This window comes from Croceibacterium atlanticum (genome assembly GCF_001008165.2).
In the GTDB taxonomy this organism is placed as follows: domain Bacteria; phylum Pseudomonadota; class Alphaproteobacteria; order Sphingomonadales; family Sphingomonadaceae; genus Croceibacterium_C; species Croceibacterium_C atlanticum.
In genome coordinates, this window is the sequence record NZ_CP011452.2 from 1,905,321 (window position 1) to 1,927,724 (window position 22,404).

17 protein-coding genes are annotated in these 22,404 nt (G+C 62.8%); 11 read left to right on the forward strand and 6 right to left on the reverse strand.

The features are described from left to right. Positions 1 to 36 precede the first annotated feature (36 nt). The 4 genes from WYH_RS09025 to WYH_RS09040 are packed head-to-tail and all read left to right on the forward strand — an operon-like array spanning position 37 to position 5,747. Positions 37 to 618 (forward strand): hypothetical protein, encoded by a 582-nt coding sequence (locus tag WYH_RS09025; protein WP_053833500.1) that lies wholly within the window; start codon positions 37 to 39, stop codon positions 616 to 618. After that, positions 615 to 1,235, forward strand: coding sequence for a MotA/TolQ/ExbB proton channel family protein (locus tag WYH_RS09030; RefSeq protein ID WP_053833501.1), 621 nt, complete (start codon positions 615 to 617; stop codon positions 1,233 to 1,235). Before WYH_RS09025 ends, WYH_RS09030 begins: the two co-directional genes overlap by 4 nt. Beyond that, positions 1,235 to 1,624, forward strand: coding sequence for a DUF2149 domain-containing protein (locus tag WYH_RS09035; protein ID WP_046903564.1), 390 nt, complete (start codon positions 1,235 to 1,237; stop codon positions 1,622 to 1,624). Before WYH_RS09030 ends, WYH_RS09035 begins: the two co-directional genes overlap by 1 nt. Then, positions 1,608 to 5,747, forward strand: a complete 4,140-nt coding sequence (locus tag WYH_RS09040) for a cobaltochelatase subunit CobN (protein WP_169780749.1) — start codon at positions 1,608 to 1,610, stop codon at positions 5,745 to 5,747. Before WYH_RS09035 ends, WYH_RS09040 begins: the two co-directional genes overlap by 17 nt. A gap of 13 nt (positions 5,748 to 5,760) precedes the next feature. On the opposite strand, the gene WYH_RS09045 is transcribed toward WYH_RS09040, so the two are convergent. Genes WYH_RS09045 through WYH_RS09055 form a run of 3 tightly spaced genes read right to left on the reverse strand, consistent with a single transcriptional unit; the run spans position 5,761 to position 11,188 of the window. Beyond that, on the reverse strand, positions 5,761 to 6,984 hold the full coding sequence (locus WYH_RS09045) for a TolC family protein (RefSeq protein ID WP_046903565.1): 1,224 nt from the start codon (positions 6,982 to 6,984) through the stop codon (positions 5,761 to 5,763). Positions 6,985 to 6,987: 3 nt separating this feature from the next. After that, the gene (locus WYH_RS09050) at positions 6,988 to 10,095 is read right to left on the reverse strand and encodes an efflux RND transporter permease subunit (RefSeq protein WP_046903566.1); all 3,108 of its coding nucleotides are present in this window, start codon (positions 10,093 to 10,095) and stop codon (positions 6,988 to 6,990) included. A gap of 4 nt (positions 10,096 to 10,099) precedes the next feature. Then, the gene (locus tag WYH_RS09055) at positions 10,100 to 11,188 is read right to left on the reverse strand and encodes an efflux RND transporter periplasmic adaptor subunit (RefSeq protein ID WP_046903567.1); all 1,089 of its coding nucleotides are present in this window, start codon (positions 11,186 to 11,188) and stop codon (positions 10,100 to 10,102) included. 129 nt (positions 11,189 to 11,317) lie between these two features. On the opposite strand from WYH_RS09055, the gene WYH_RS09060 reads away from it, so the two are divergent. Further along, positions 11,318 to 11,974, forward strand: a complete 657-nt coding sequence (locus tag WYH_RS09060) for a response regulator (protein ID WP_046903568.1) — start codon at positions 11,318 to 11,320, stop codon at positions 11,972 to 11,974. Further along, positions 11,971 to 13,320 carry a sensor histidine kinase gene (locus WYH_RS09065; RefSeq protein ID WP_053833503.1) on the forward strand — a complete coding sequence of 450 codons (1,350 nt, stop codon included), beginning with the start codon at positions 11,971 to 11,973 and terminating at the stop codon, positions 13,318 to 13,320. The genes WYH_RS09060 and WYH_RS09065 overlap by 4 nt, the downstream gene beginning before the upstream one ends. 64 nt (positions 13,321 to 13,384) lie before the next feature. Here WYH_RS09065 and WYH_RS09070 read toward each other — a convergent pair whose 3' ends face one another. Then, positions 13,385 to 14,128 (reverse strand): glutathione S-transferase family protein, encoded by a 744-nt coding sequence (locus tag WYH_RS09070; RefSeq protein ID WP_046905014.1) that lies wholly within the window; start codon positions 14,126 to 14,128, stop codon positions 13,385 to 13,387. Continuing rightward, positions 14,121 to 14,966 (reverse strand): SDR family NAD(P)-dependent oxidoreductase, encoded by an 846-nt coding sequence (locus tag WYH_RS09075; RefSeq protein ID WP_046903569.1) that lies wholly within the window; start codon positions 14,964 to 14,966, stop codon positions 14,121 to 14,123. The genes WYH_RS09070 and WYH_RS09075 overlap by 8 nt, the downstream gene beginning before the upstream one ends. Before the next feature lie 164 nt (positions 14,967 to 15,130). On the opposite strand from WYH_RS09075, the gene WYH_RS09080 reads away from it, so the two are divergent. From WYH_RS09080 to WYH_RS09100, 5 genes are all read left to right on the forward strand, one after another. Further along, on the forward strand, positions 15,131 to 16,009 hold the full coding sequence (locus tag WYH_RS09080; protein ID WP_053833505.1) for a TauD/TfdA dioxygenase family protein: 879 nt from the start codon (positions 15,131 to 15,133) through the stop codon (positions 16,007 to 16,009). Between the two features lie 184 nt (positions 16,010 to 16,193). Then, on the forward strand, positions 16,194 to 18,671 hold the full coding sequence (locus WYH_RS09085) for a TonB-dependent receptor (RefSeq protein ID WP_046903571.1): 2,478 nt from the start codon (positions 16,194 to 16,196) through the stop codon (positions 18,669 to 18,671). A gap of 37 nt (positions 18,672 to 18,708) precedes the next feature. Beyond that, complete coding sequence (locus tag WYH_RS09090; protein WP_046903572.1) at positions 18,709 to 19,614, forward strand: VOC family protein; 906 nt, start codon at positions 18,709 to 18,711, stop codon at positions 19,612 to 19,614. A 16-nt stretch (positions 19,615 to 19,630) separates the two neighbouring features. After that, positions 19,631 to 20,749, forward strand: a complete 1,119-nt coding sequence (locus WYH_RS09095; protein ID WP_046903573.1) for an FAD-dependent oxidoreductase — start codon at positions 19,631 to 19,633, stop codon at positions 20,747 to 20,749. Beyond that, a complete protein-coding gene (locus WYH_RS09100) occupies positions 20,749 to 21,696 on the forward strand; it encodes a fumarylacetoacetate hydrolase family protein (protein WP_046903574.1) in 948 nt (315 codons plus the stop codon). Before WYH_RS09095 ends, WYH_RS09100 begins: the two co-directional genes overlap by 1 nt. Positions 21,697 to 21,703: 7 nt before the next feature. Here WYH_RS09100 and WYH_RS09105 read toward each other — a convergent pair whose 3' ends face one another. Continuing rightward, positions 21,704 to 22,345: a TetR/AcrR family transcriptional regulator gene (locus WYH_RS09105; RefSeq protein WP_046903575.1), complete on the reverse strand. Its 642-nt coding sequence runs from the start codon at positions 22,343 to 22,345 to the stop codon at positions 21,704 to 21,706. Between the last annotated feature and the right edge of the window lie 59 nt (positions 22,346 to 22,404).

Here is a 22,404-nt window from a genome sequence, read left to right on the forward strand (position 1 = left end):
CTGCCATCGCTCTTCCTCCCTTCAGACTGGCCCATAATGCTCTCCCTTTCCGTCTCGATCATCTGGTTGCTCGCAATGCTCGGTGCTGCGGTGCATGGGCGCGATTCCGCGATCGGGATGGCGGGGCTGATCCGCGCCGGGGCGGCATTTGCAATCATATTGCCGCTGGCGCTCTGGCTGTCCCCTCAGCCCAACTGGGTCGCGGTGCTGGTCGGCATTACGGCAGCCTGGCGGTTGATTGCCGGCCGTTCCGCGGCAGCCGGACCGTTCCGGGCAGGCGCAACCGCCGCGCTGGCCGCATCGCTGGCAGCGGCAGCGGGCATTTCGCCCTATATCGCCGCTGCATTAACCGTCCTGGCCCTCGCCCTGGCACTGCTCTTGCGCAGCCGTGAACCGGACCCTGACGGATCCCCGCGGGAACTTCTGCTGGTTGTCGTGGCGCTCGCCACGCCGCTGGTCGGCCTGTTGGCAGACATGCTGTTCGGGTGGCAATCGGCCGCGATGCTGAACCGCGAGGCGATAGAAATCAACGCCCCCTCGCCGCCGGCATGGGCCGTGGGAATAACCGCGCTGGCCCTGCTCGCCGGCCTGGTCAAAGGATTGAGAACGAAACAATGAATTTCGGCGACATACTCGAACAAGGCCTGTTCGCCCTCGGCCAGGTATTGCGCCTGCCGGTCTTCATCATCCTGTGGATCTGCGTGGCGATGACGATCTTCTATTCGGGAAGCTATCTCGTCGAGGCGGTGCGCCGCCGGAGGGAACGCGCGAATTTCGACCTGAAGCGATGGCTGCAGGATGGCACGGTCCTCGATACATCCGCCGAACGCCGGGCGGAGCTTCCCGGAACACTGGGCAGGATGCTGGCTTCCATTCAGGAACTGGATAGCAGCCAGGCGCTGCACCATGGCGGCCTGGAAAACGTGGTAGCGGAATATGAAGAGAAGCTGCGCCACTGGCTCGACGGCCCGCGCGCGCTGGTGAAGATCGGCCCCAGCCTCGGCCTGATCGGGACGCTGATCCCCATGGGCACTTCGCTCGCGGCGATGGCCGCGGGCAATCTCAACGCCATGGCGGGGCAGATGGTGGTTGCCTTCACCAGTACGATCATCGGCCTGGCCACCGGCACCGTCGCCTATGGCCTTGTCGCGCTGCGGCAAAGCTGGGTCAGCGCCTCGATCCGCGAACAGCGTTATCTTGCGGAAGTCGTCGCGGCTGAAATGGAGAAGCGCTGATGGGCCGGTTCATCAAGCTCGCCGCGCCGGACGAACCGCCCGAGGAAGATCCGCTGGCCGGCGTCGCCAACCTGTTCGATGCGTCCATCGTGTTCATCGTCGGCCTGATGATCACGCTGTTCTCGGTCTATAATATGGGTGACCTGATGAGCGGCGAAGGCTCCGTGACCATGGTCAAGACCGATGAAAACGGCATGCAGGAGATCATCGTCAAGGAAGGGGAGACAATCACCGCCTATCGCGTGACCGGGGAAGAAGGCACTGGCGACGGTGAACGGCTGGGTTCGGCCTATCGGCTCGCGAATGGCCAGATCATCTACGTTCCCGATAGCGGGGATGGTTCGCCCGCGGACATGCCCGGCACGGATGGAAATGACGCAGCTCCTTAGATCTCTCCTCCTGCTCTTCCTGCTCCTGCCGCTGCCCGCGCTTGCGCAGGGCGATGCGGACGCGGAGCGGGTCCGGATCGGCTATCTGTTCTCCGACGGCAATATGCCGGGCACGCTGGCGGCGTTTCGGGCACTGGTGGAAGAACACCCGGAACTGGCGGACCGGGTCGATCTGCAAATCCTGACGGAATCCAGTTTTGACGAGACTCCGCCGGAAGAATTGCGGCGGAGCGATGTGCTGGTCTTCGACACGATGAACCAGCAGATGCTCGATCGCTTCAACGATATGCATTCCCTGGACCTGATGGGCGAGATCGCATCGCGGGGGACGGTGCTGGGGGTCGGCGTTGGCCTTCAGGGGGAGGAATATTATTCCGGTCTCGGCGTGACATGGGATCCGATGGCGCGTGCCTATTGGGAACATGGCGGGCCGCAGAACCAGCTCGGATTGCTCAAGCTCGCCCTCGGCCGCGCGGGCGTTGCGGGGCTCGATCTGCCCGAACCGCAACTCTCGCTCGATTTCGGCTATTACTATCCGGACGGGGAAGCCGGGCGCGTATTCGCGGATTGGGACAGCTTCCGCCAATGGCAGGAACAGCGCGGCAAACGCCGCCCCGGCGCCCCCCGCGTCGCGGTCGGTTTTTTCAAGGCGAATTACTATTCGGGCGACATGGGGGTGGTCGATGCGGTGATCGCCGAAATCGAACGGCGCGGCGCGGAAGCGATACCCGTCTTCGGTTATCCGGCGGCCGTGGCTTTCCGCGAACTTCTCGGCACGGCGGACGGCGTGCGCGCCGATGTCGCACTCGGCCTGTCGTTCCAGTTCAACGATGCGCAAGCTGCCCTCATCCTCGAGGAAGTGGGCATTCCGGTCATCAACCTCATCAGCCTTTACGGGCGGAGCGAGGCGGATTGGCTAGGTTCCCCCACGGGCCTTTCCGCGTTCGAGGGCACTTTCAACCTCGCTTCTCCAGAGCTGGCGGGGACCGTGGCGCCGACGGTTGTGGGGACGAAGGAGAAGGTCAGGGATCCGCTTACGGGGCTCAATTCCGTCGTCACGCGCCCCATCGGCGAACGGGTCGAAATGGCGGTAAAGCGCGGCCTGAACTATGCCGACCTTGCGCGCACGCCCAATGCGGAAAAGCGCATTGCCATCATGTACTACAATTATCCGCCGGGCCGCGCGGGTATCTCGGCAAGCTATCTCAACGTGGCGGAGACGCTGGAAAACATCCTGCGCCGCCTGCATGATGAAGGTTTCGACATTGGCGGCGAACCACCCAGCGCCGATGAAATCCTTGCCGACATCACCACCCGCGCCCGCAATGTGGGCAGCGACGCGCCGGGCGAACTGGCGGAACTGATCGAACTGGGCGGCGTGCAGCGCCTTGCCGTGGAGGATTATCGCCAATGGCTTGACGATCTCCATCCCGATCTGCGCGAAAAAGTGCTGGCCGACTGGGGCGACCCGGCCGAAGGCACGCTGATGACACAGCGCACGGACGATCAGGTCAATCTGATCATCCCGGCGCTGGAATATGGAAATATTCGGCTGATGCCCCAGCCTTCACGCGCCTGGGGCGAAGATCTCGAAAAGTTGTATCATGCGCAGAACCTTGCGCCGAGCCACCAATATGTCGCCGCCTATGGCTGGGTGCGCAACGCTTTCGATGCCCATGCCGTGGTGCATGTCGGCACGCATGGCACGCTGGAATGGCTGGACGGCCGCGATGCAGGCTTGGGGCCAGACGATGCCCCGGATGCGATGATCGCCGATCTCCCCGATGCCTATATCTACAATGTCGATGTGGTGGGTGAAGGGCTGGTCGCGCGGCGGCGCGGCATGGCGACGCTGGTCGATCACATGGTGCCGCCATTCGTGCGCGGCGGACTGACCGAACAGCTCGCGCGGCTGAGCGAACTGCTCAACGATCATATTCAGAACGAGAGCAAGAACCCGGAACTGGCCGCCATCTATGGCCGGCAGGCACGCGATGCCGCGGTGGAACTTGGCGTTGCCAAGGATCTCGGCCTCGATCCGGAAGCCGACTGGACCGACGAACAGCTGCATAGCGTCGAGACTTACCTGATCGACCTGCGCAGCCAGATCATTCCCTACGGCCTTCACTCCTTCGGCAGCGTCCCCGAACAGGAAGCGATCGACAGCACGGTCGCGGCGATACTCAGCATCGACCGTTCCGGCCTGCCTGAAGCCAACGAAGTTTTTGGCGAGGAGATGGAGGCGCGTATCGTCCGATCCGGCCCGCGCGAACTGGACGGGCTGATGCTGGCGCTCGGCGGCCGTTTCGTTCCGGCGGGAAAAGGCGGAGAGCCGATCCGCAATCCGGACTCCTACCCCACGGGCGCGAATTTCTACGGCATCGATCCGGACAAGATACCCAAGCCCGCTGCGTGGGAGATGGGCAGCAAGCTGGCCCAGCAGATGCTGGACGATCACGTGGCGCAACATGGCCGCTATCCCGAAAAGATTTCCTTCGTCATCTGGGGCGATGAAACCATGCGCCATGAAGGCGTGCTGGAATCGCAGATCTTCTACATGCTCGGCACGCGGCCCGTCTGGAACGAGCGCGGGCAGGTCGTGGATGTCGAGGTAATCCCGCACGAGGAACTTGGCCGGCCGCGCGTCGATATCGTGATCGCATCCACAGCCTCGGGCCTGTTCGGCGGGTTGACGCGGTTGCTGGACAAGGCCGTGCAGGAAGTGCGCGTGCTGGACGAACCCGATAACCAGGTGCGCCAGCATTATTTCGAGATCAGGCAGGCGCTGATCGATAATGGCGTCGATCCCGAAGATGCGGAGCGCATGGCGGGCGTGCGGATTTTCGACGAGCCGCCCGGCACATTCAATCTCAACACGTCGGACATCGTGGCGAGCAGCGGATCCTGGGATTCAGATGCCGGCTTCGCCAATGAATATATTCGCAAGATGGGCCACGCTTACGGCAATGGTTATTGGGGCCAGCCCATGCCGGATGTTTTCGCGCTGAACCTGTCAGGCACGGAACAGATCGTCCATTCCAACTCGACCATGCTTTACGGCACGCTCGATAATGATGACATGTTCATGTATATGGGCGGCCTGTCCAATGCCGTCCGCAGCCTTGACGGCGAAGATCCCGAACTCGTCATCACCGACACACGCGATCCGGGCAAACCGGCCATGATCGGGTTGGACAAGTTCGTGAAACGGGAATTCCGTTCCCGCTATGTCAATCCGACCTGGATCAAGGGGATGCAGGCGGAAGGCTATGCCGGTGCCAGCGCCATGCGCGAATTTGTCGAATATCTGTGGGGCTGGGAAGCCACCACGACCGAGATTGTCGACGATTCCATGTGGCAGGAAACCTACGAAACCTATGTCGAGGATTCCCAGGATCTGGGCATGGGCGAATATTTCGATGAACATTCGCCCTATGCCTTCCAGGACATGACGGCGCGCATGATCGAAACGATCCGCAAGGATTACTGGGATGCCGATGAAGCGACCCGTGCGCGACTGGTCAGCGAATATCTGGCGAATGTGAACAAGCACGGCGTGAATTGCACCGATGTTTCCTGCGGCAATGGCAGATTGCTCGAATTCGTGATGGAAGAGGCGCAGCGCACCGGCGTCCCCCTCCCGGAAATAGAGCAGGCCCGCACGGCATTCGAAAATGCAATGGGCCGCTCTATCGAAGATGCAGCGGCCGAACTCGAAGCATTTGCCCGCAGCAATGATGCCAGGGCCGAAGCGCAACGGGAAGCCAACCGGAACCTTGTCGCACGATTGCCGCAGACTGTGCCGGACGTGACGGCAGCGCAGGCGGAGGATTCTTCCTCGTCGGCCAGGCAGGATGGCCCTGCCCCGCAACAGGCGCCCCCGTCTGCCGCCGCGCCCGCGGAAAATGCGCCTGCCGACGAACCCGAATTGCGGGGGCAGGTGATGAGCGAGGAAGACCGCTCCACACGGATCGAAACGCCGGAACCGCCCGCAATGCCCAGCATATCCCTGCGCGATATTCTCTGGCCCGCGGCGCTGTTTATCCTGCTGCTGATCGGCTGGCGCATCAGGGAATTGCGCGTGGAAGCCGGCAGGCGCGGAGCTTCTGCCGCCCCCGCCTAGCCGCGAGGGGCGGCTATTCCGTCAGCCACAATTCATGCGCATCTATCCGCAGCCTGGTGATCGCCCGCTGGGCCGCGGTGCGCAATTCGGCCTCGGTGCGGAAGGCATCGTGGACCATTCGTTCCCCCAGCAGCATGTCGGCCAGGTCGATCTCACCCAGTTGCTGGCCGCGGCGCAGCTTTGTCAGCATGGCCATCTGCGCTTCGAGGCTGGCGCGCGCGCTTTGCCATGCCGAAAGGCGGAAGCGCGCCTCGGCAATATCGGCATCGGCGGTTTCCGCCACTTCAAAACGGGCGAGCCTTTCATCGGCCAGCGCGGCCGCAGCTTGCGAACCCGCCTCCCCCGCCAGTGCCGCACGATGGCGGCCGCCCAGCGGCATGGAGAAAACCACGCCCGCACCGCGTTCGGCCCCGCCACGTTCGGAAAACATGCGAATGCCGAATGACGGGTCCGCAATGCGATCCGCCTCCACCCTTTGCGAATAGGCCGCGGCGCGGCGGGCCTCCGCCTCGGCGGCTGCGACTTCGTGGCTGTTGCGTATCACTTCTTCGCGCAGGTCGAGCAGCGCCCCTTCCGCTATCGAAGGTGGCGGCACTTCGGGCGCTTCTGCGGGCAGGGCAAGGGTGGGGAACTGCGCTTCCAGCCGCGCCCGGGCCAGGCGGGTGCGGCCCGTGGCTTCCTCCACCATGATCCGGGCGGATTCCAGCGCGGCCTGCGCCTGATCCGCCTCCAACTGCGCCGCATCGCCCAGTTCGACCCGGCGGTTGACGGCGGAGAGCGCGGTTTCGTAATTCGCAAGGGCGCGCTGGTTCACGCGCGCTTCGGCCGCCGCGCCCATCCAGTCCCACCAATATTCGGCCAGTCTCAGCGCCGTCCGATGGCGAACGTCCTCGGCCATGTTTTCCGCAGCGTCGACCTGATAAACGCCGATTTCCCGGTCGAGCCGGGCCTTGCCGGGCAGGCGGAACGCACGGGTCAGCTGCGCGTCGAATTCATCGAATTCGCCTTCGCGGTCGATTGTCCGGCGGCTGTAGCTGCCCGAAGCAGTGACTTCATGCGGGCCGACGCGGCGGGCTTCGGCGCTGGCCTTCGCGGCCGCAGTCCGCTCTCGCGCGGCGGCGACTGATGGATGGTCCTGCAACGCAGATGCGACCGAGGCCGGATCGGGCAGGCCCGGTTCGGCGGAAAGCGGCGCAGCAAGTGCCACAAGCGGAAGGATAAAAGCGAAGCGGCGCATGGATCAGGCCTCCCCTGCGGGATGTGCGAGATCACCCGCCTCCCGCTCTTCGCGGTTTTCACCGAAGCGTTCATAGAGAATGGGCAGCAGCACCAGCGTGAGCAATGTCGCCGAAACGAGCCCCCCGATCACCACGATCGCAAGCGGTTTCTGGATTTCCGAGCCCGGCCCGCTGGCAAACAGCAATGGCACCAGCCCGAAGGCGGCGATGGATGCCGTCATCAGCACAGGCCGCAGCCTTCGCTCCGCCCCCTGCCGCACCGCGTCGGCCAGCGACATGCCTTCGGCGCGGAGCTGGCGGAAATAGGTGACCATCACCAGGCCGTTGAGCACGGCAATACCCAGCAATGCGATGAAGCCGACAGAAGCGGGCACCGAAAGATATTCGCCCGAAGCCGCCAGTGCGATCATTCCGCCGACCATGGCGAAGGGGATGTTGAGCAGGATCAGTACCGAGGCGCGAACCGAATTGAGCGTGAAATAAAGGATCGCGAATATCATCAGCACCGAAATCGGCAGCACGATCATGAGCCGTGCACTGGCACGCTGCTGGTTTTCGAACTGTCCGCCCCAGACCAGCCGGTATCCCGGCGGCAGTTCGACATTGGCGGCGATATCGGCCCGCGCTTCTTCGACATAGCCCACCAGATCGCGCCCCGTGACGAAGGCCTGCACCAGCGCATAGCGCGAGCCATTTTCGTGCTCCAGCTTCACCGGCCCTTCCACACGGGCGACCGTGGCCACGTCGCTGGCCCGGACAAGCTGGCCGGAAGGCGCGCGATAGAGCTGGTCCGCAAAGGCCTGCGGACTGGCATCGCGCATATCGGCTGCGCGCAGCATGATCGGAATGCGCCTGTTGCCCTGTGCAACCACGCCCGCATCCATGCCTTCCACCTGCGCGCGCATCATGTCCTGCAACGCGGTGACGGGCATTCCCAGCCTTCCGGCGGCAACGCGATCAATATCGAGTTCGAGATAATCGACCTGATCGTTGGCCACGGTCATCGCCTCGCTCGTCCCTTCAAGGGTTTCGAGACGGGTCTGGATGTCCCCCGCCAACCGCGAGAGTTCATCGAGATCCGGGCCGAACAGCTTGATGGCGAGATCCCCGCGCGCGCCGGTGAGCATTTCCGATGTGCGCATGTCTATCGGCTGGGTGAAGCTCGGCTCTATGCCGGGAAAGCGCCTCAGGACGGTCCGCAATTCGTCCACCAGCCATTCCTTGTCGGGCACGCGCCATTCCTCGCGCGGCTTCAACTGGAGGAAGGCGTCACTTTCATTGAGGCCCATCGGGTCAAGCCCGATCTCGTCCGATCCGACACGGGCGATGATCGCCTCTACCTCAGGGATTTCCTCCATGATCGCCCGTTCAATCGCCAGGTCGCGCTCAAGCGAATGTTCGAGCGACACCGAAGGCAGCTTTGCCAGCTGCATGACAACCGAGCCTTCATCCATGACAGGCAGGAAGGTCTTGCCGGTGATCGTGTAGGCCACCCCAGTCAGAACCAGTCCCGCCCCCGCCAGCGCGAGGACCAGTTTCTTGCGCTGGAAAGCACCGGCGAGCAGGGCGGAATAACGCGGCGTGATCTTGCGCATCAGCCACGGTTCATGATCGCCCGCCTTCACCTTCAGCAGGAAATAGGCAAGCACCGGGATCAGCGTCAGCGAAATCAGCAGTGCCGAAGCGAGCGCCAGTACGATGGTCAGCGCAACGGGCGAGAACAGCTTGCCCTCCAGCCCTTCCAGCGTGAGCAGCGGCAGGAACACGATGGCAATGATGGCAAGGCCGGAGGCGACGGGCTTCGCCACTTCGCAGGCAGCAATGAAGACATTGTGCAACTTGCTGCTATGCGCGTGCTTCTCGTCAGAAAGGCGTTCAACCACGTTTTCTACGACGACGACCGCACCATCCACCAATATGCCAACCGCAATGGCAAGCCCGCCAAGGCTCATCAGATTGGCCGTCAGCCCGATCGCGCGCATGAAGATGAAAGTCAGCAATGCCGCCATCGGCAGCGCCAGCGCCACGATCACCGATGCACGAAAATCGCCGAGGAAAAGCAGGAGGAGGATCACCACCAGCACGGTCGCTTCCAGCAGGGCGCTCTCCACCGTGCCCACCGCGCGTTCAATCAGCCTGGACCGATCATAGAAGACATCCACCGTCATGCCTTCGGGCAGCGTATCCTCGATCTCTGCAAGGCGTTCCTTCACGCCAGAAACGACCTTGGCCGCATCGGCCCCGCGAAGTGCGATCACCAGCCCCTGCACCGCCTCCCCGGTGCCATTGCGGGTAACGGCGCCATATCGCGTCAGGCTGCCCATGCGTACCTGTGCGATATCGCCCAGGCGGATCGCCGCACCTGCCGGCGTTTGCACGACAGTGCTGGCAAGGTCTTCCAGCGTGCGGATCGCCCCGGTCGAACGGACGATCAGCGCCTCTTCCCCGGTGATCAGCCTGCCTGCCCCGTCATTGCGGTTATCGGCGGCGATGGCATCGGCCAGATCGGCGGTGGAAAGCCCCGCAGCGGCCAGCGCGGCATTATCCGGCGCGACCTCGAATGTTTCCACATAACCGCCCAGGGCGTTGACATCGGCGACCCCCGGCACGGTGCGCAGGGCCGGCCGGATTATCCAGTCGAGCACGCGGCGCTTTTCAGAAAGGCTCTGCGGCCCTTCCAGGGTGAACATATACATGTCGGAAAGCGGGGTGGAGATCGGCGCCATGCCGCCTTCCACGCTTTCCGGCAGGTCAGCCATTATCGAGGCCAGCCGTTCCGACACCTGCTGGCGCGCCCAGTAGATGTCCGTACCGTCCTCGAAATCGATGGTGATGTCGGCAATCGCGTATTTGGCCACCGAACGCAGCACGCTCTGGTCCGGAATGCCGAGCATTTCCATTTCGATGGGCGTGATGACACGGCTTTCCACCTCTTCGGGCGTCATGCCCGGTGCCTTGAGGATGATCTTCACCTGCGTCGTGCTGATATCCGGGAAGGCATCGATGGGCAGGTTGGCGAAAGACCATCCACCGATACCGGCAAGCAGGGCGGCGAGGCCGAGGACAGCGAGGCGCAGCGAAAGCGCCTTTTCGATCAGGGTTCGCAGCATCGCCCTACTCCGCCGCTGCCTTGAGTTCCGGAATACCGCTGGTGGCGATGGTTTCGCCCGCAGCCAGACCTTCGGAGATGATCGCCCTGTCGCCTGCATCTGCGGCAAGCGTCACCGCGCGGGGTTCAAAACCGCCGTTTCCGCGCACGAAGACATGAGGCTGCCCCCCGATACGCGTCACCGCGTGCGACGGCACGGAAACGCCTTCCGAAGGCCCTGCGGGGGAAGCGATCGCGGCGAGGACATTCTGCCCCGCCACCAGGCCGGGCACGGATTCGATCGTCGCCTTGGCCATGACCGAACGGGTTTGCGGGTCGATTGAGGGCGAGACGGAGATTATCCTGCCCCGCGCCGTCACTGCCGCCGCATCGCCGGAGCCGGGCAATTGCACTTCCACCGGCATTCCCGGTTTCACGCGGCCGGCAAGCCGTTCAGGCAGCGACAGGTCAAGGCGATAGGCATTGGCCGCTTCGATAACGAAGGGGGCGACAGCCAGGTCCACCGGGCCGCCCGTCTCCACGCCGACATGGCTCAACCGCCCGGTAATGGGCGCGCGCAGGGTCATCGTGCCATCCGGCCCGGCCCCCGCCAAAGCGGCGAGACGGCGATTTTCCGCCAGCGTGGCACGTGCCTGTTCAAGCCGCGCCCGCGCTTCATCAGCCCGGGCGGAAGCCACGATCCCTTCATCAGCCAGCGTCGCCACACGTGCGGCCTGCGCTTCGGCGACCTGCAATTCGCTGTTCGCGCGCGCCAGATCGCCGCCAATGCGAAGCGGTTCAGCCGCGCGCACCACGGCAAGCGGCTGGCCGCGCCTTACGCTTTCCCCTTCGATCACGAAAATCTGCACCGCCGCCCCCGGAAAGGGCGCAGTCACCGCCACGCGCGCTTCGGGCGGCAAGGTGACGGTGCCAGGCACGGAACCAAGCGGCATATTGCCTGCCGCCTCGGCCTTTGCCGTTTCGATATCCATGGCGGCCGCTTCCCCGGCAGCCGGGCCTTCATCGCCCCCATCACCGGACACGTCGCCCGAACAGGCAGTGAGTGCGAAAGCTGCGACAAGCACAGCAAGCGGGAGGTGAGCCGGGATTTTCATGCCACCAGAAATGCGCGCCGAAGCTGACAACAACTTGTCAGTTGGCAACAGGCTTGGCAGCCTGCTGTCAGCTTGGCGGGTCATGAGGACAGGCGAACGAGGCTGTCATGGCCGCTTGGGAGACAGGCAATGCGCGTTCTGCTGGTGGAGGATGACCCGGAACTGGGACGCAGGCTGGGCGACCGGCTGCGCGGCGCCGACTATGCCGTCGATCTGGCGACCAGCGCCGAGGAAGCGCGCAACTGGCCCGATCTCGAAAAGATGGCCGCGATCATTCTCGACCTGGGCCTGCCGGATGATGACGGGATCGTCCTGCTGAAACAGTGGCGGGCTGCCGGTCTGCCATGCCCGATCCTGATCCTGACAGCGCGCGGAACATGGCAGGACAAGGTCGAAGGTCTCAATGCCGGGGCCGATGATTTCATGGTAAAGCCCGTACGCTTCGAAGAACTCCAGGCCCGCCTCAACGCGATTTCACGGCGCCATGCGAATAATCGCACCAGTACGCTCGAAGCCGGTAGCCTGCGCCTGGACCCCGTGGGCCGCACGGTGGAGGATAATGGTGCCCCGCTTGCCCTGAGCCGCCGCGAATTCAGCCTGCTGCACCTGTTCATGCGCCGGGCCGGGCAGATCCTGTCGCAAGGCGACATACTGGAAGACCTCTACGATCTGGAGGCGGAGCGGGAACTGAACACGGTCGAAGTGCTGGTCGGCCGCCTGCGGCGCAAGATCGGGCGCGATCGGATCAGGACTGTTCGCGGCATGGGCTATCGTTTCGACAAATGAAGCTGGCGCAGATCTCGACCGGTAGCCTCAGGCTGCGCTTCCTGCTTGCCGTGATGCTGTGGGTGGCACTGGGCGTGGCGGGCATATGGTTCACCGCCACCCGCGTGTTCGAACGACACATCGAACAGATGTATCATGAAGAGCTGGAAGTTCATGTCCGCGAACTCGCCCGCCTCACCGAACTGGACGGGAATGGCCGCCCGCGGCTGATGCGCCCCCTGTCGGACCCGCGATATGAAGTGCCCTTGTCAGGCTTCTACTGGCAAGTGGGCGTCCCCGGACGGGCGCCCCTGCTTTCCGAAAGCATGACGCGCGGACGGCTGGATATGAGCGTCGCCCATTCGCCGGACATCGCGCATAAGGTGGAACGGGGGCCGACCGGCCCGGCAATTACCTATGGCCTGATGGAAAGAGGGCCCGACGGTGAGGAAATTCATATCGTCATCGCCACGGACCAGAGCGAGCTTGACGACGACATCGCCTCCTTCACCAATGAATTATCTGTGTGGCTGCTCGCGCTGGCCGCGCTGTTGTTTGCAACGGGCCTCGCCATCATCAGTTTCGGGCTACGCCCCCTTGCCCGGCTTCGCGAAGCGATAACGCAATTGCGTTCGGCCCGCGTCCAGAAGCTGGAAGGGCGATACCCGTCCGAAATCGCCCCGCTCGTCACCGACCTCAACGAATATATCCGGCAAAATGGCGAGATAGTGGCCCGGGCGCGTGTTCAGGCGGGCAATCTCGCGCATTCGTTGCGCACCCCGCTCGCAATCGTGACTGACGAGGCGGAACGGCTCGTTCAGCGGGAAAGCTGCGCAAGTTCGGGCCGGGTACTGCTCGACCAGGCAGAGGCGATGCAGCAGCAGATCGATTACCAGCTGGCCCGCGCACGCTCCGCCGCGGGCGCCCGTGTCCCCGGCAGCCGTGCCATGCTGCCCGAACTGGCCGTGCCGATTCTCAACGCCATGCGCCGCCTGCATCCGGACAAGGCCTTCGAGCTGGATGCCCCGGCCGACCCCGTCACAATCCCCGCCGATCCGGTGAACCTGTCCGAACTCCTTTCGATCCTCCTCGACAATGCGGGCAAATGGGCAAAATCGCAGGTGACCATGGCCATCGGGATGAGCGATCAGGGCCAGCTGACGATAAGGATCGAGGATAACGGCCCGGGCATGAACGAAGACCAGATCGCCCGCGCTTTCGAGGTTGGCACAAGGTTCGACCCGGCCATGCCCGGTTCCGGCCTCGGCCTCGCCATGGCCCGCGACATTTGCGAAAATCTGGGTGCGAGGCTGGAACTGCGCCGGGCCGGATCCGGGCTGACGGCGATCATATACCTGCCGGCTTGAGCCCCGGCGCCATATCAAAGGGCGGCCATCGATCCGGCGCGGCTTGGCCCGGCGAGCGGTTCTATCACCGTCGCCCCCAGTTCGCCCTGTCCGGCATGGCCATGGCCCTGCCCACGCCAGCGCGGGAGGCCACGCGATCCAGCCAGCGCATCATCCGCGGCGCAGCCTCCTCACTCACAAGTTCGGGGTAGGTGCCGGGCATCGCGTGGGCCATCGCGAAGACTGCGGCATCGGCCAGTGTAAATCGATCCCCGACAAGCCAGCCTTCCGTTTCAAGCGCGGTTTCTACCCGCCTGACCGTTTCGGCGACCTGCCGCCTCCACCCCTGCTTCTCCTGCTCGGAAAAGCTGCCCGACGCCGCCCTTTCCCATTTGTCCCGCTTGTCCCCCAGCGGGATACGCGCGAGCCGTTCCCTGAATTCCTCCGCCGACAAAGAGGCTGCAAGCCGGGGAATGACCCGGTCCCAGGCCAGGAAGCTCAGGGCCGGGCGAAACACCTCGTCGACATATTTGGTCCAGATGCGCATCTGCGCCTGCAAGAACAGATCTTCCGGCTTTAACGGCGGGCCGGGAAAGGCGTCGTCGATATATTCGTTGATGACCGTCGATTCGGTAATCACCTTCCCACGGTGAACAAGCACCGGAACCTGCCCCGACGGATTGACTTCCAGAAATGCCGGCGCGTGTTGTTCGAACGCGGTGAGATCGACATAGATGCTGCGAAAGGGCAGCCCCTTTTCCATCGCGGCTATGAGGACTTTCAGTGAATTCGAAGCCGGTTCGCTGTGATATATTTCCACCTCATCCATTTCCGGCATCCCCCCAATCGGCAATGGCATCTTCGATCGTGCGATTGCGGGCTTTGACGGCGCCGGCATATTCGGGATGGGTCACGATATAGGGCCGGTTTTCCAATATGCCGGCCAACGTCATCTCGCCGATTTCGGTCGGATCTCGCCAGGGAAGATCGGCCGGTGGCTGCGTTGTTCCGGCCTTGGCGAGGCCATCGAACCGGCTGCCTTCGCGCAGTTCGGCGGGGCGCAATTGCCAGCTATCCTCTATATTGGTGCGCGTGGGGCCGGGCAGCAGGACCGAAACGCCGATCCCCGATCCTTCCAGGTCCAGCCGCAAATGTTCGGAAAGCGCGATGATTGCGGATTTGGTGGTCGCATAGATACCGCGAGTTGGCCGCGGCGGCATCAGCGCCCCGAGTGATGCGGTGTTGACGATATGCCCGCCAAGCCCGTGCCGTCGCAGCAGGGGAAGCCCGCAGACAATCCCGTTCACCACACCGCCCAGATTGACGGCAAGCGCCCAGTCCCAATCGGGAAATCCGGCTTCCGCGACCGGACCGTTCACCGCTACTCCGGCATTGTTGATCAGGATGCGCAGCGGCCCGCAGCTTTCCTCCGCCCTGGCCAGGGCCGCCGCAAAGGCGCCCCGGTCGGAAATGTCGAGCGGGAGGAAGATCGCATTTGCGGCCCATCCCTCTTCCTCCGCCAATGCGCGGGCGGAAACGAGTTTACCCGCGCTCACATCCGCGATGGCAAGGCGCACGCCGCGCCTCGCCAGACACTGCGCGATCCCCAAACCGATGCCGCCGCCACCCCCGGTGATGAAGGCGGCCACACCTTCCAGCTCCTTCATTCTGCGCCCTCCCCCTCCGTTGCGACGCCTCCTGATCCGGGGCCGCCTCCGATAATTCATAGCATAAGGAATTAATGCGGGCTATGGTCGGCGCCCAGGCGGATGCGACATAAGGCCGGACTGATACCGGAACATAGCGCCGCGCAATTGGGCGGGAGAAAACCTTGGCATTGCAGGCAACCAGACTTCACAGCCGCTTCGCAGCGGCAATTACCGGCGTCGACCTTCATGCCGGGCCAACGGATGAACTGCGCGATTTCATCGAACAGGCGATGGCGGAATATGCGGTGTGCGTGATCAGGCACGGGCCGATTTCCGATCAGGAACACCTGGCCTTTGCGCGGATGTTCGGGCCGCTTGAACTTCCGCCGGGCTACCCCGAAGGCCGCAATTCGTGGATCGCGCCGGAACTGTTTTATGCCGGAAATCTGGACGCCGACAGGAATATCAAACCCCTCCCGCCCGAACGGAACATCGCAACAGGGGCGGAACTGTTCCACGCCGACAGTTCCTTCAACGCCCAGCCAAGCAAGTGGTCGATCCTGCGGGGGGTGGAGTGTCCGCCGCCGGAGATCGGGGGCGATACGCTGTTCGTGGATTTGCGCGCCGCCTATGACGATCTGGAACCGCGATTGAAGCAACAGCTCGACGGGCTGATGGGTATCCATGATTTCTGGGAGGCACGCCGCAGGGCCGGGTTCGTCTTTCAGGAAAAGGACTGCCTCGCCATGCCGCAACCCGCAGTGCTGCATCCGCTTGTCCGCGAAATGGATAATGGCCGCAAATCGCTTTTCCTCGGCGGCCATTGCGTGGGTGTGAAGGGATGGCCGGAAGAACGGGCGCGGCAACTGCTGGCCGACCTTTATCATCACGCGACCCAGGACAAATATATCTACCGCCACAAATGGACCACCGGGGATCTCGTGATCTGGGAAAACCGCTGCGTCCTCCATGCCGCCACGCGGCTGGAAACGACGGATTACAAGCGGGACATGCGCCGCGCGACGATCAACGAATTCGCCCCCGCCGAAGCGGCCGGATAGTCCCGCCCCGATCGCGGCCATCATCCCGCACTTGGTTCCGCACGCCTTGCTGACACGCACAGCAGGCCCTGAACCGGCACTATCGATCACCCGACGGAGGCACCTCTTCACGTTATTCTTGCACAAAGGAATATCCATATTCATAGTGCAGTGAATAAATAAACAGACGTTGGGGAGATGGATCATGGTGAATGGTTTGCTGGGGCACGCATCGTGGACAGCGCTGGCGCTGGTGGCGCTTGCAAGTCCTTCGCTGGCGCAGGCTCAGGAAGAAGAAAACGCACCGGACACGGCGGAGGAGGGGCAGCCCCCGCAACAAAAGGGCCTCGGCGACATTATCGTTACCGCCCAAAGGGTGGAACAGCTGAGCCAGCGCGCACCGTTGCCCATCGATGTGATTCAGCCTGAAGAGCTGGCGCAGCAGAATGTCCTTCGCGCAGAAGACCTTTCGCGCATCACCCCCGCCCTGGCCGCCACCGGGGGCGCAGGCGGCACCACGGTGTTCTTCGTCCGGGGCGTGGGCAACACCACGGTCAACGCCTATTCCGACCCGGCGATCTCGTTCAATTATGATGGCGTATATATCGGGCGCCCGTCTTCCACCTCGGGGGTGTTCTATGACCTCGAACGCGTGGAAGTTCTGAAAGGGCCGCAGGGCACTCTCTATGGCCGCAACGCCACCGCCGGTGCGATCAATGTCATTCCGACCCGCCCGAAGCTGGGCGAAGTGAGCGGCCGCTTCATGTTCGGTTACGGCAATTATGACTGGCTGACGGGTGAAGCCGCGGTGAACCTGCCGATCGGCGAAAAGGTGGCCATGCGCGCGTCAGGTTCCGTGGCGCGCCGCGACGCGTTCCTGACTGACGGGACGGGCAACCAGCGCGAACATGCCGGCCGGTTCCAGATCTATGCCGAACCCAACCCTGACCTTACGCTGCGGATCGGGGCGGATTATGCCCATCAGGGCGGCGCCAGTGCCAGCGGGTTCTATCTGGGGGCAGTCGATCCGACCTTCGGGCCGACAGGATTTGCCGGGTATAATTTCACCCCCACCGGGTTCCCTCGCACACAGGGTTTGATCGACCCGGCATCGAATGCGCTGCTTTCCCAGCGTTTCATCGGCCAGCTTGGCCGGACCGGGGCCGTGGTCGACAGTTCGCCCTTCAATGACAATGATTACTGGGGGATCACGGGCGAGCTGACTTACTCGACCGATCTGGGCACGCTGACCGTCCAGCCCGCCTATCGCGAGGCGTCCCTTGAATATGCTTTCGCCGGGGCTTTCCGGCGCGGATATACGAAGGAAGAAGACAGCCAGACCAGCCTCGAAATTCGCTGGGCCGGGATGCTGGGGGACAGCATCGATTATCAGATCGGCGGCATGTATTTCGACGAGGATATCAGTGCGAATGCGCACTATAATCAGCAATCGCTGGTGCCTTATCAGGAATTTTCGACCGGCACGGAAAGCTGGGCCGGGTTCTCCATGGTCACATTCCATGTCACGGGCCAGCTCAGCCTGACTGCGGCGGGCCGCTACACATCGGACAAGAAGAGCTTCGACGGCACTTCCAATGTGTATATCCTGTTCTGCGGCAATCCGGCGCCGCCGCAGGATTTCTGCCCGGACCTGCCATTTGCCCCGCTGCTCGACACGGAAGAGGCTTTCCAGGATTTCTATACCTCCAGGGGTATCCCCGTAACGCCGGTGCCGCTTTTCGTGCTGCCGCCACAGGCTGGCGGATCGCAGACCGCGCCTTTCGTGCTTCGTTCACCAATCGTGATCGATTCCGCCCTGAAGAACGACAAATTCACCTATCGCCTGGCGGCCCAGTATGAATTCACGCCCCGGAACATGGTCTATGCCAGTTTCGAGACGGGGTATCATGCCGGCGGTTTCTCCTTCGCCCGCGGCGTGGAAACCTATGAACCGGAGACGATCCGCGCCTACACGCTGGGGTCGAAAAACCGCCTCTTCGAAAATCGCGTTCAGCTCAATGTCGAAGCCTTTCTCTGGAAATACCGCAACCAGCAGTTCAGCCAGTTCGGATATGACCTCGGCAATCCGCCTTCGACAGTGTTCCTTACCCGCAATATCGGGAACAGCACGATCAAGGGCGTGGATATCGACCTGGAAGTGATGCCCACCGAAACCACCCAGCTGTCGGCCAATGTCCAGTATCTCGATGCCCGCTATGACAGCTTCGTCTATTATGCGCCGAACCAGGGCCTGCCGCCTAACACCGCCTGTTCCTACAGCCCGACCACGCAGACCACGCCGGGCGGCACGATCAATGTTTTCGCGATTGACTGTTCGGGCAACCGTTCATTCAATTCGCCGAAATGGTCGCTCAATCTGAACGCCCGGCAGGAAATCCCGCTCGGTACGCACAAGGCAGTGCTCCAGGGCGGCACGCGTTACAGAAGCTCATCCTATTCGACGGCTGATTATCTGCCCTATCTCAAGTCCCGGGGCAATTTCGTCAGCTATGCCTCGATCACGTTGACGGATGCGGACGAAAGCAAATTCGTGACGCTTTACGTCAACAATATCGAGGATAATCAGCGCCTTCTCGGAGGCACGACAAATCCGGCTGGATTGATCGTTTCCAATGCCGAACAGCCACGCACATATGGCGTGCGCATTGGCAGCAATTTCTGAGCATCGCGTCCGCGATTTCCAAGGAGCAACACTTTAGATGACCTGCGTTTCTGACTTGCAGTTCGTGGCCCTGGCGGTTCCCGATCTCGCCGCCGAGCGCAAATTCTTCGGCGAGACATGGGGGCTCGTGGAAGTGGGCGAGCAGGATGGACGGGTTTATTTCGCGGCCGAAGGGCGCCCCCATCCCTATGTGATCGTCCTGCGCGAGGATGCCGAGAGAAAGACCGATCTGGTCGGCTTCTCGGCCGCCTCTCGCGAAGATCTGGAAGCGATCTTCCAGCAGGTGAAGGATGCCGGGGCGAAGATCATCGCGGAACCCGGCCCGGCCTCCGGGCCGGCCGGGGGCTGGGCGTTCCGCTTCTTCGATCCGGACGGCCACGCAATCGAAGTTCTGTGCGATGCCCGGCAACGCGAATTCCGGAAATTGGCCAAGGGCGAGGCGATCCCCGAAGGCATCAGCCATGTGGTGTTCCATTCACCCGATCATGCGGCCCTTGCCGAATTCTATCAGCGGGCCCTGGGCTTCCGGCTGTCGGACTGGATCGGCGATTTCATGGTCTTCCTGCGCTGCAATCCGGCGCATCACCGGCTGGCGATCCTGCCGGGGCCGCCCGCACTCAACCACATCGCATTCGATGTGAGTTCGGTCGATGAACTGATGCGCGGCCTGGCGCGGATGCATGAAAACTCGATCAAGCTCAGCTGGGGCCCCGGGCGGCATACGGCGGGCAACAACACGTTCAGCTATTTCGTCACGCCGAATGGAAACGTGGTCGAATATACGTCCGACCTGGAAGAAGTGGACGAGGATACATGGCAGGTCACCCGCTATGAACCCGGGCCGACCACTATCGACCAATGGGGGACCGGACGCATCATTACCGGCAATGTGCCCCATGCCGAAATGGCACCGGACAAGGGGCTTTGGCAGGTCCCTGCCTGAGATTGGGAATATCTGAATGATCGCGAAAGCATTGATAGTCGGCGGCGGCGTTGGCGGAATGAGCGCTGCGCTGGCGATGGCGCGCAACAATATCGACGTGGAACTGATCGATATCGATCCGCACTGGCGCGCCTATGGCGCGGGCATCAGCGTGACCGGCCTTTCGCTTCGCGCCTTCGATGCGCTGGGCATATTGCCGGAAGTGCGGGAACAGGGCTTTGTCGGGGGCGGCATCAGGCTGCGCAGCCCCGATGGTTCCATCGTCATGGAAAGCCCGGCGCCAGCCGAAGACCTCGCGCCGATCGATCGCAGCGGCGGAATCATGCGGCCGGCGCTGCACGCGATCATGCAAGGGCACACGCGCAAGGCCGGAATTGCCGTCACGCTGGGGGTTGAGCCGACAGGCTTTGCAGAAACGGAAGAAGGGGTAAAAGTCTCGCTCTCCGATGAAAGCGAGCGGATGGTGGATCTGGTCGTGGCGGCAGACGGAATCCATTCCAGGACACGCGCGACCCTGTTTCCGGAGGCTTCCCCGCCCAAATTCACCGGACAAGGTTGCTGGAGGATCGTGGCTGACCGTCCGGCAAGCGTGGATCGGCCGGAGATTTATGTCGGCGGCCCGGTGAAGCTGGGCCTGAACCCGATTTCCGAGGAAAAGCTCTACGCCTTTATCCTCGAACATGTGCCCGATAATCCGTGGTATGAAGAGGAAGACATGCTGCCGCATGTCGCCAGACTGCTTGCCCCCTTCGGCGGCGATATCGCGGCCATCCGCGAAAATCTGGGCCCGGATTCGATGGTCAATTACCGCCCTCTCGAATGGCAGTTGCTACCCCGGCCATGGCATCGCGGACGTGTGGTGGTGATCGGTGATGCCGCTCATGCCACGACGCCGCATCTGGCGTCCGGGGCGGGCGCGGCTGTGGAGGACGGGCTCGTTCTTGCAGAAGAACTGGCACGGACAGATGATCTGGACGCCGCGCTGACTGCCTTTGCCGACCGGCGTTTTGAACGCGCACGGATGATCGTGGAAAATTCGGTGCGGATCGGAGAGATAGAGATGCTCGGAGGAAATCAGCTGGATGCCAACCGGATGCTGGGTGACACCATGGAAAAGCTGAAGGAGCCTTATTGATGTCCTTCGGAATTGCGAATGTGGACGGGGCGGCGGCGCTCGTCCGGGATGGCCGCTATGTCCCGCTGTCCCACTGGAATGAAACGCGGGGCGTCGCGGCCCTGCTTGCCGATTGGGACAATGTGCAGCCTCGCCTGGAAGGCTGGGCTAATGACGCCCCGGCATGGGAAGCAGCGGCGGACTTCGAATCTGCCCGGGTTGAACTGCCCTACCGCCCGGGACAGGTGTTCTGCACGGGCGCCAACTACAAGAAGCACGTAGTGGGCCTGATCATGGGCGATCCGTCGATGCGGACGGAAGAACATGAAGCCATGGATGCGGCCGAACGGCAGGCAAAGGTCGAAGCGATGATGGAACAGCGGGCCAAGGCCCTGCCCTTCTGCTTCATCAAGCTGCCTTCCTGCGCCATCGGCCCGCGCGATACCGTGCTGTTGCCGCCCAATGTCGAAAAACCCGACTGGGAACTGGAACTGGGCGTCGTCATCGGGCGCCGCGCCCATCGCGTTTCCGCTGCCGAAGCAATGGATTACGTGGCCGGTTATGCCGTGGTCAACGATGTTACCGCGCGCGAACATATTTTCCGTCGTGACGGTTCGGCCATCGGCGCGGACTGGCTGTCGGGCAAATGCTTTCCCACATTCCTGCCATTCGGCCCGATGATCGTGCCGCGCGACCAGGTGCCCGATCCCTCTGCGCTGACCATCACCCTGTCCGTCAACGGCAAGGTTTACCAGAACGAGAGCACGGCCGACATGATGGCATCGATAGAGCGGCAGATCGAATATCTTTCGCACCGCGTCATCCTGGAACCCGGCGATCTGATCTGCACCGGATCGCCTTACGGCAATGGCTCTGCCTTCGGCGTATTCCTGAAGCCGGGCGACGTAATGGAAGGGACGATCACCGGCCTCGGAACGCAGCGCAACCCCTGTGCCGCGGATGGCTGACCTTCGCTCAGCGCGTTCTTAAGCCATCCAGCAGCAAGCGTTTGACGAAGGCTTCATAATCCTTCGCCAATTGTTCCATATCCGCACCTTCCGGCAGGAGGAGTTCGATCAGCGGCCGGCCGGTAACGAAGAAATCGCTGATGCCCACCACGGCAAGATGCAGGAACAGGGGATCGTAATCCGTCAGGCGGTCTTCGGTATCGAGGCGTTTCACCTGTTGGTAGAAATCCACCGGTCCGCGGTTCCAGTCGCGCACGCTTTCGCGCAATTCGGGCGATTGGGTGCAATCCAGTTCCTCGATCATCAGGCGCTGCATGTTGTGCGCGGACCGGGTGAAGCGGAATGTCGCATGGATGAATTCGGCCAGCAGGTCTTCCGGTTCGCCTTCGGTCGGGGATTCCAGCGCATTCCCGCGGCCGATCTGCTGCGCCACTTCCAGCAGCAGCCTTTCGCGATTGCCGAAATAATAGCGGACAAGCGCAGGATCCCCACCGGCGCGCCGCGCAATTGCGCTGGCTGTAACCTGGGAAGGGGGTAATTCCTGAAGAAGTTCGATGGCCGCCTTGATCAGGGCGTCGCGTCCAACCCCGTTCTTGTCGGCGTTGGGGCGCCCCTTCCCCCGCTTCGCCGCGCGCTTGTTTTCCACCATGGTCACGCCCTTAGCACGCCGCGCGCCGATCACCAATTGGATCGAGACCGATATATTCT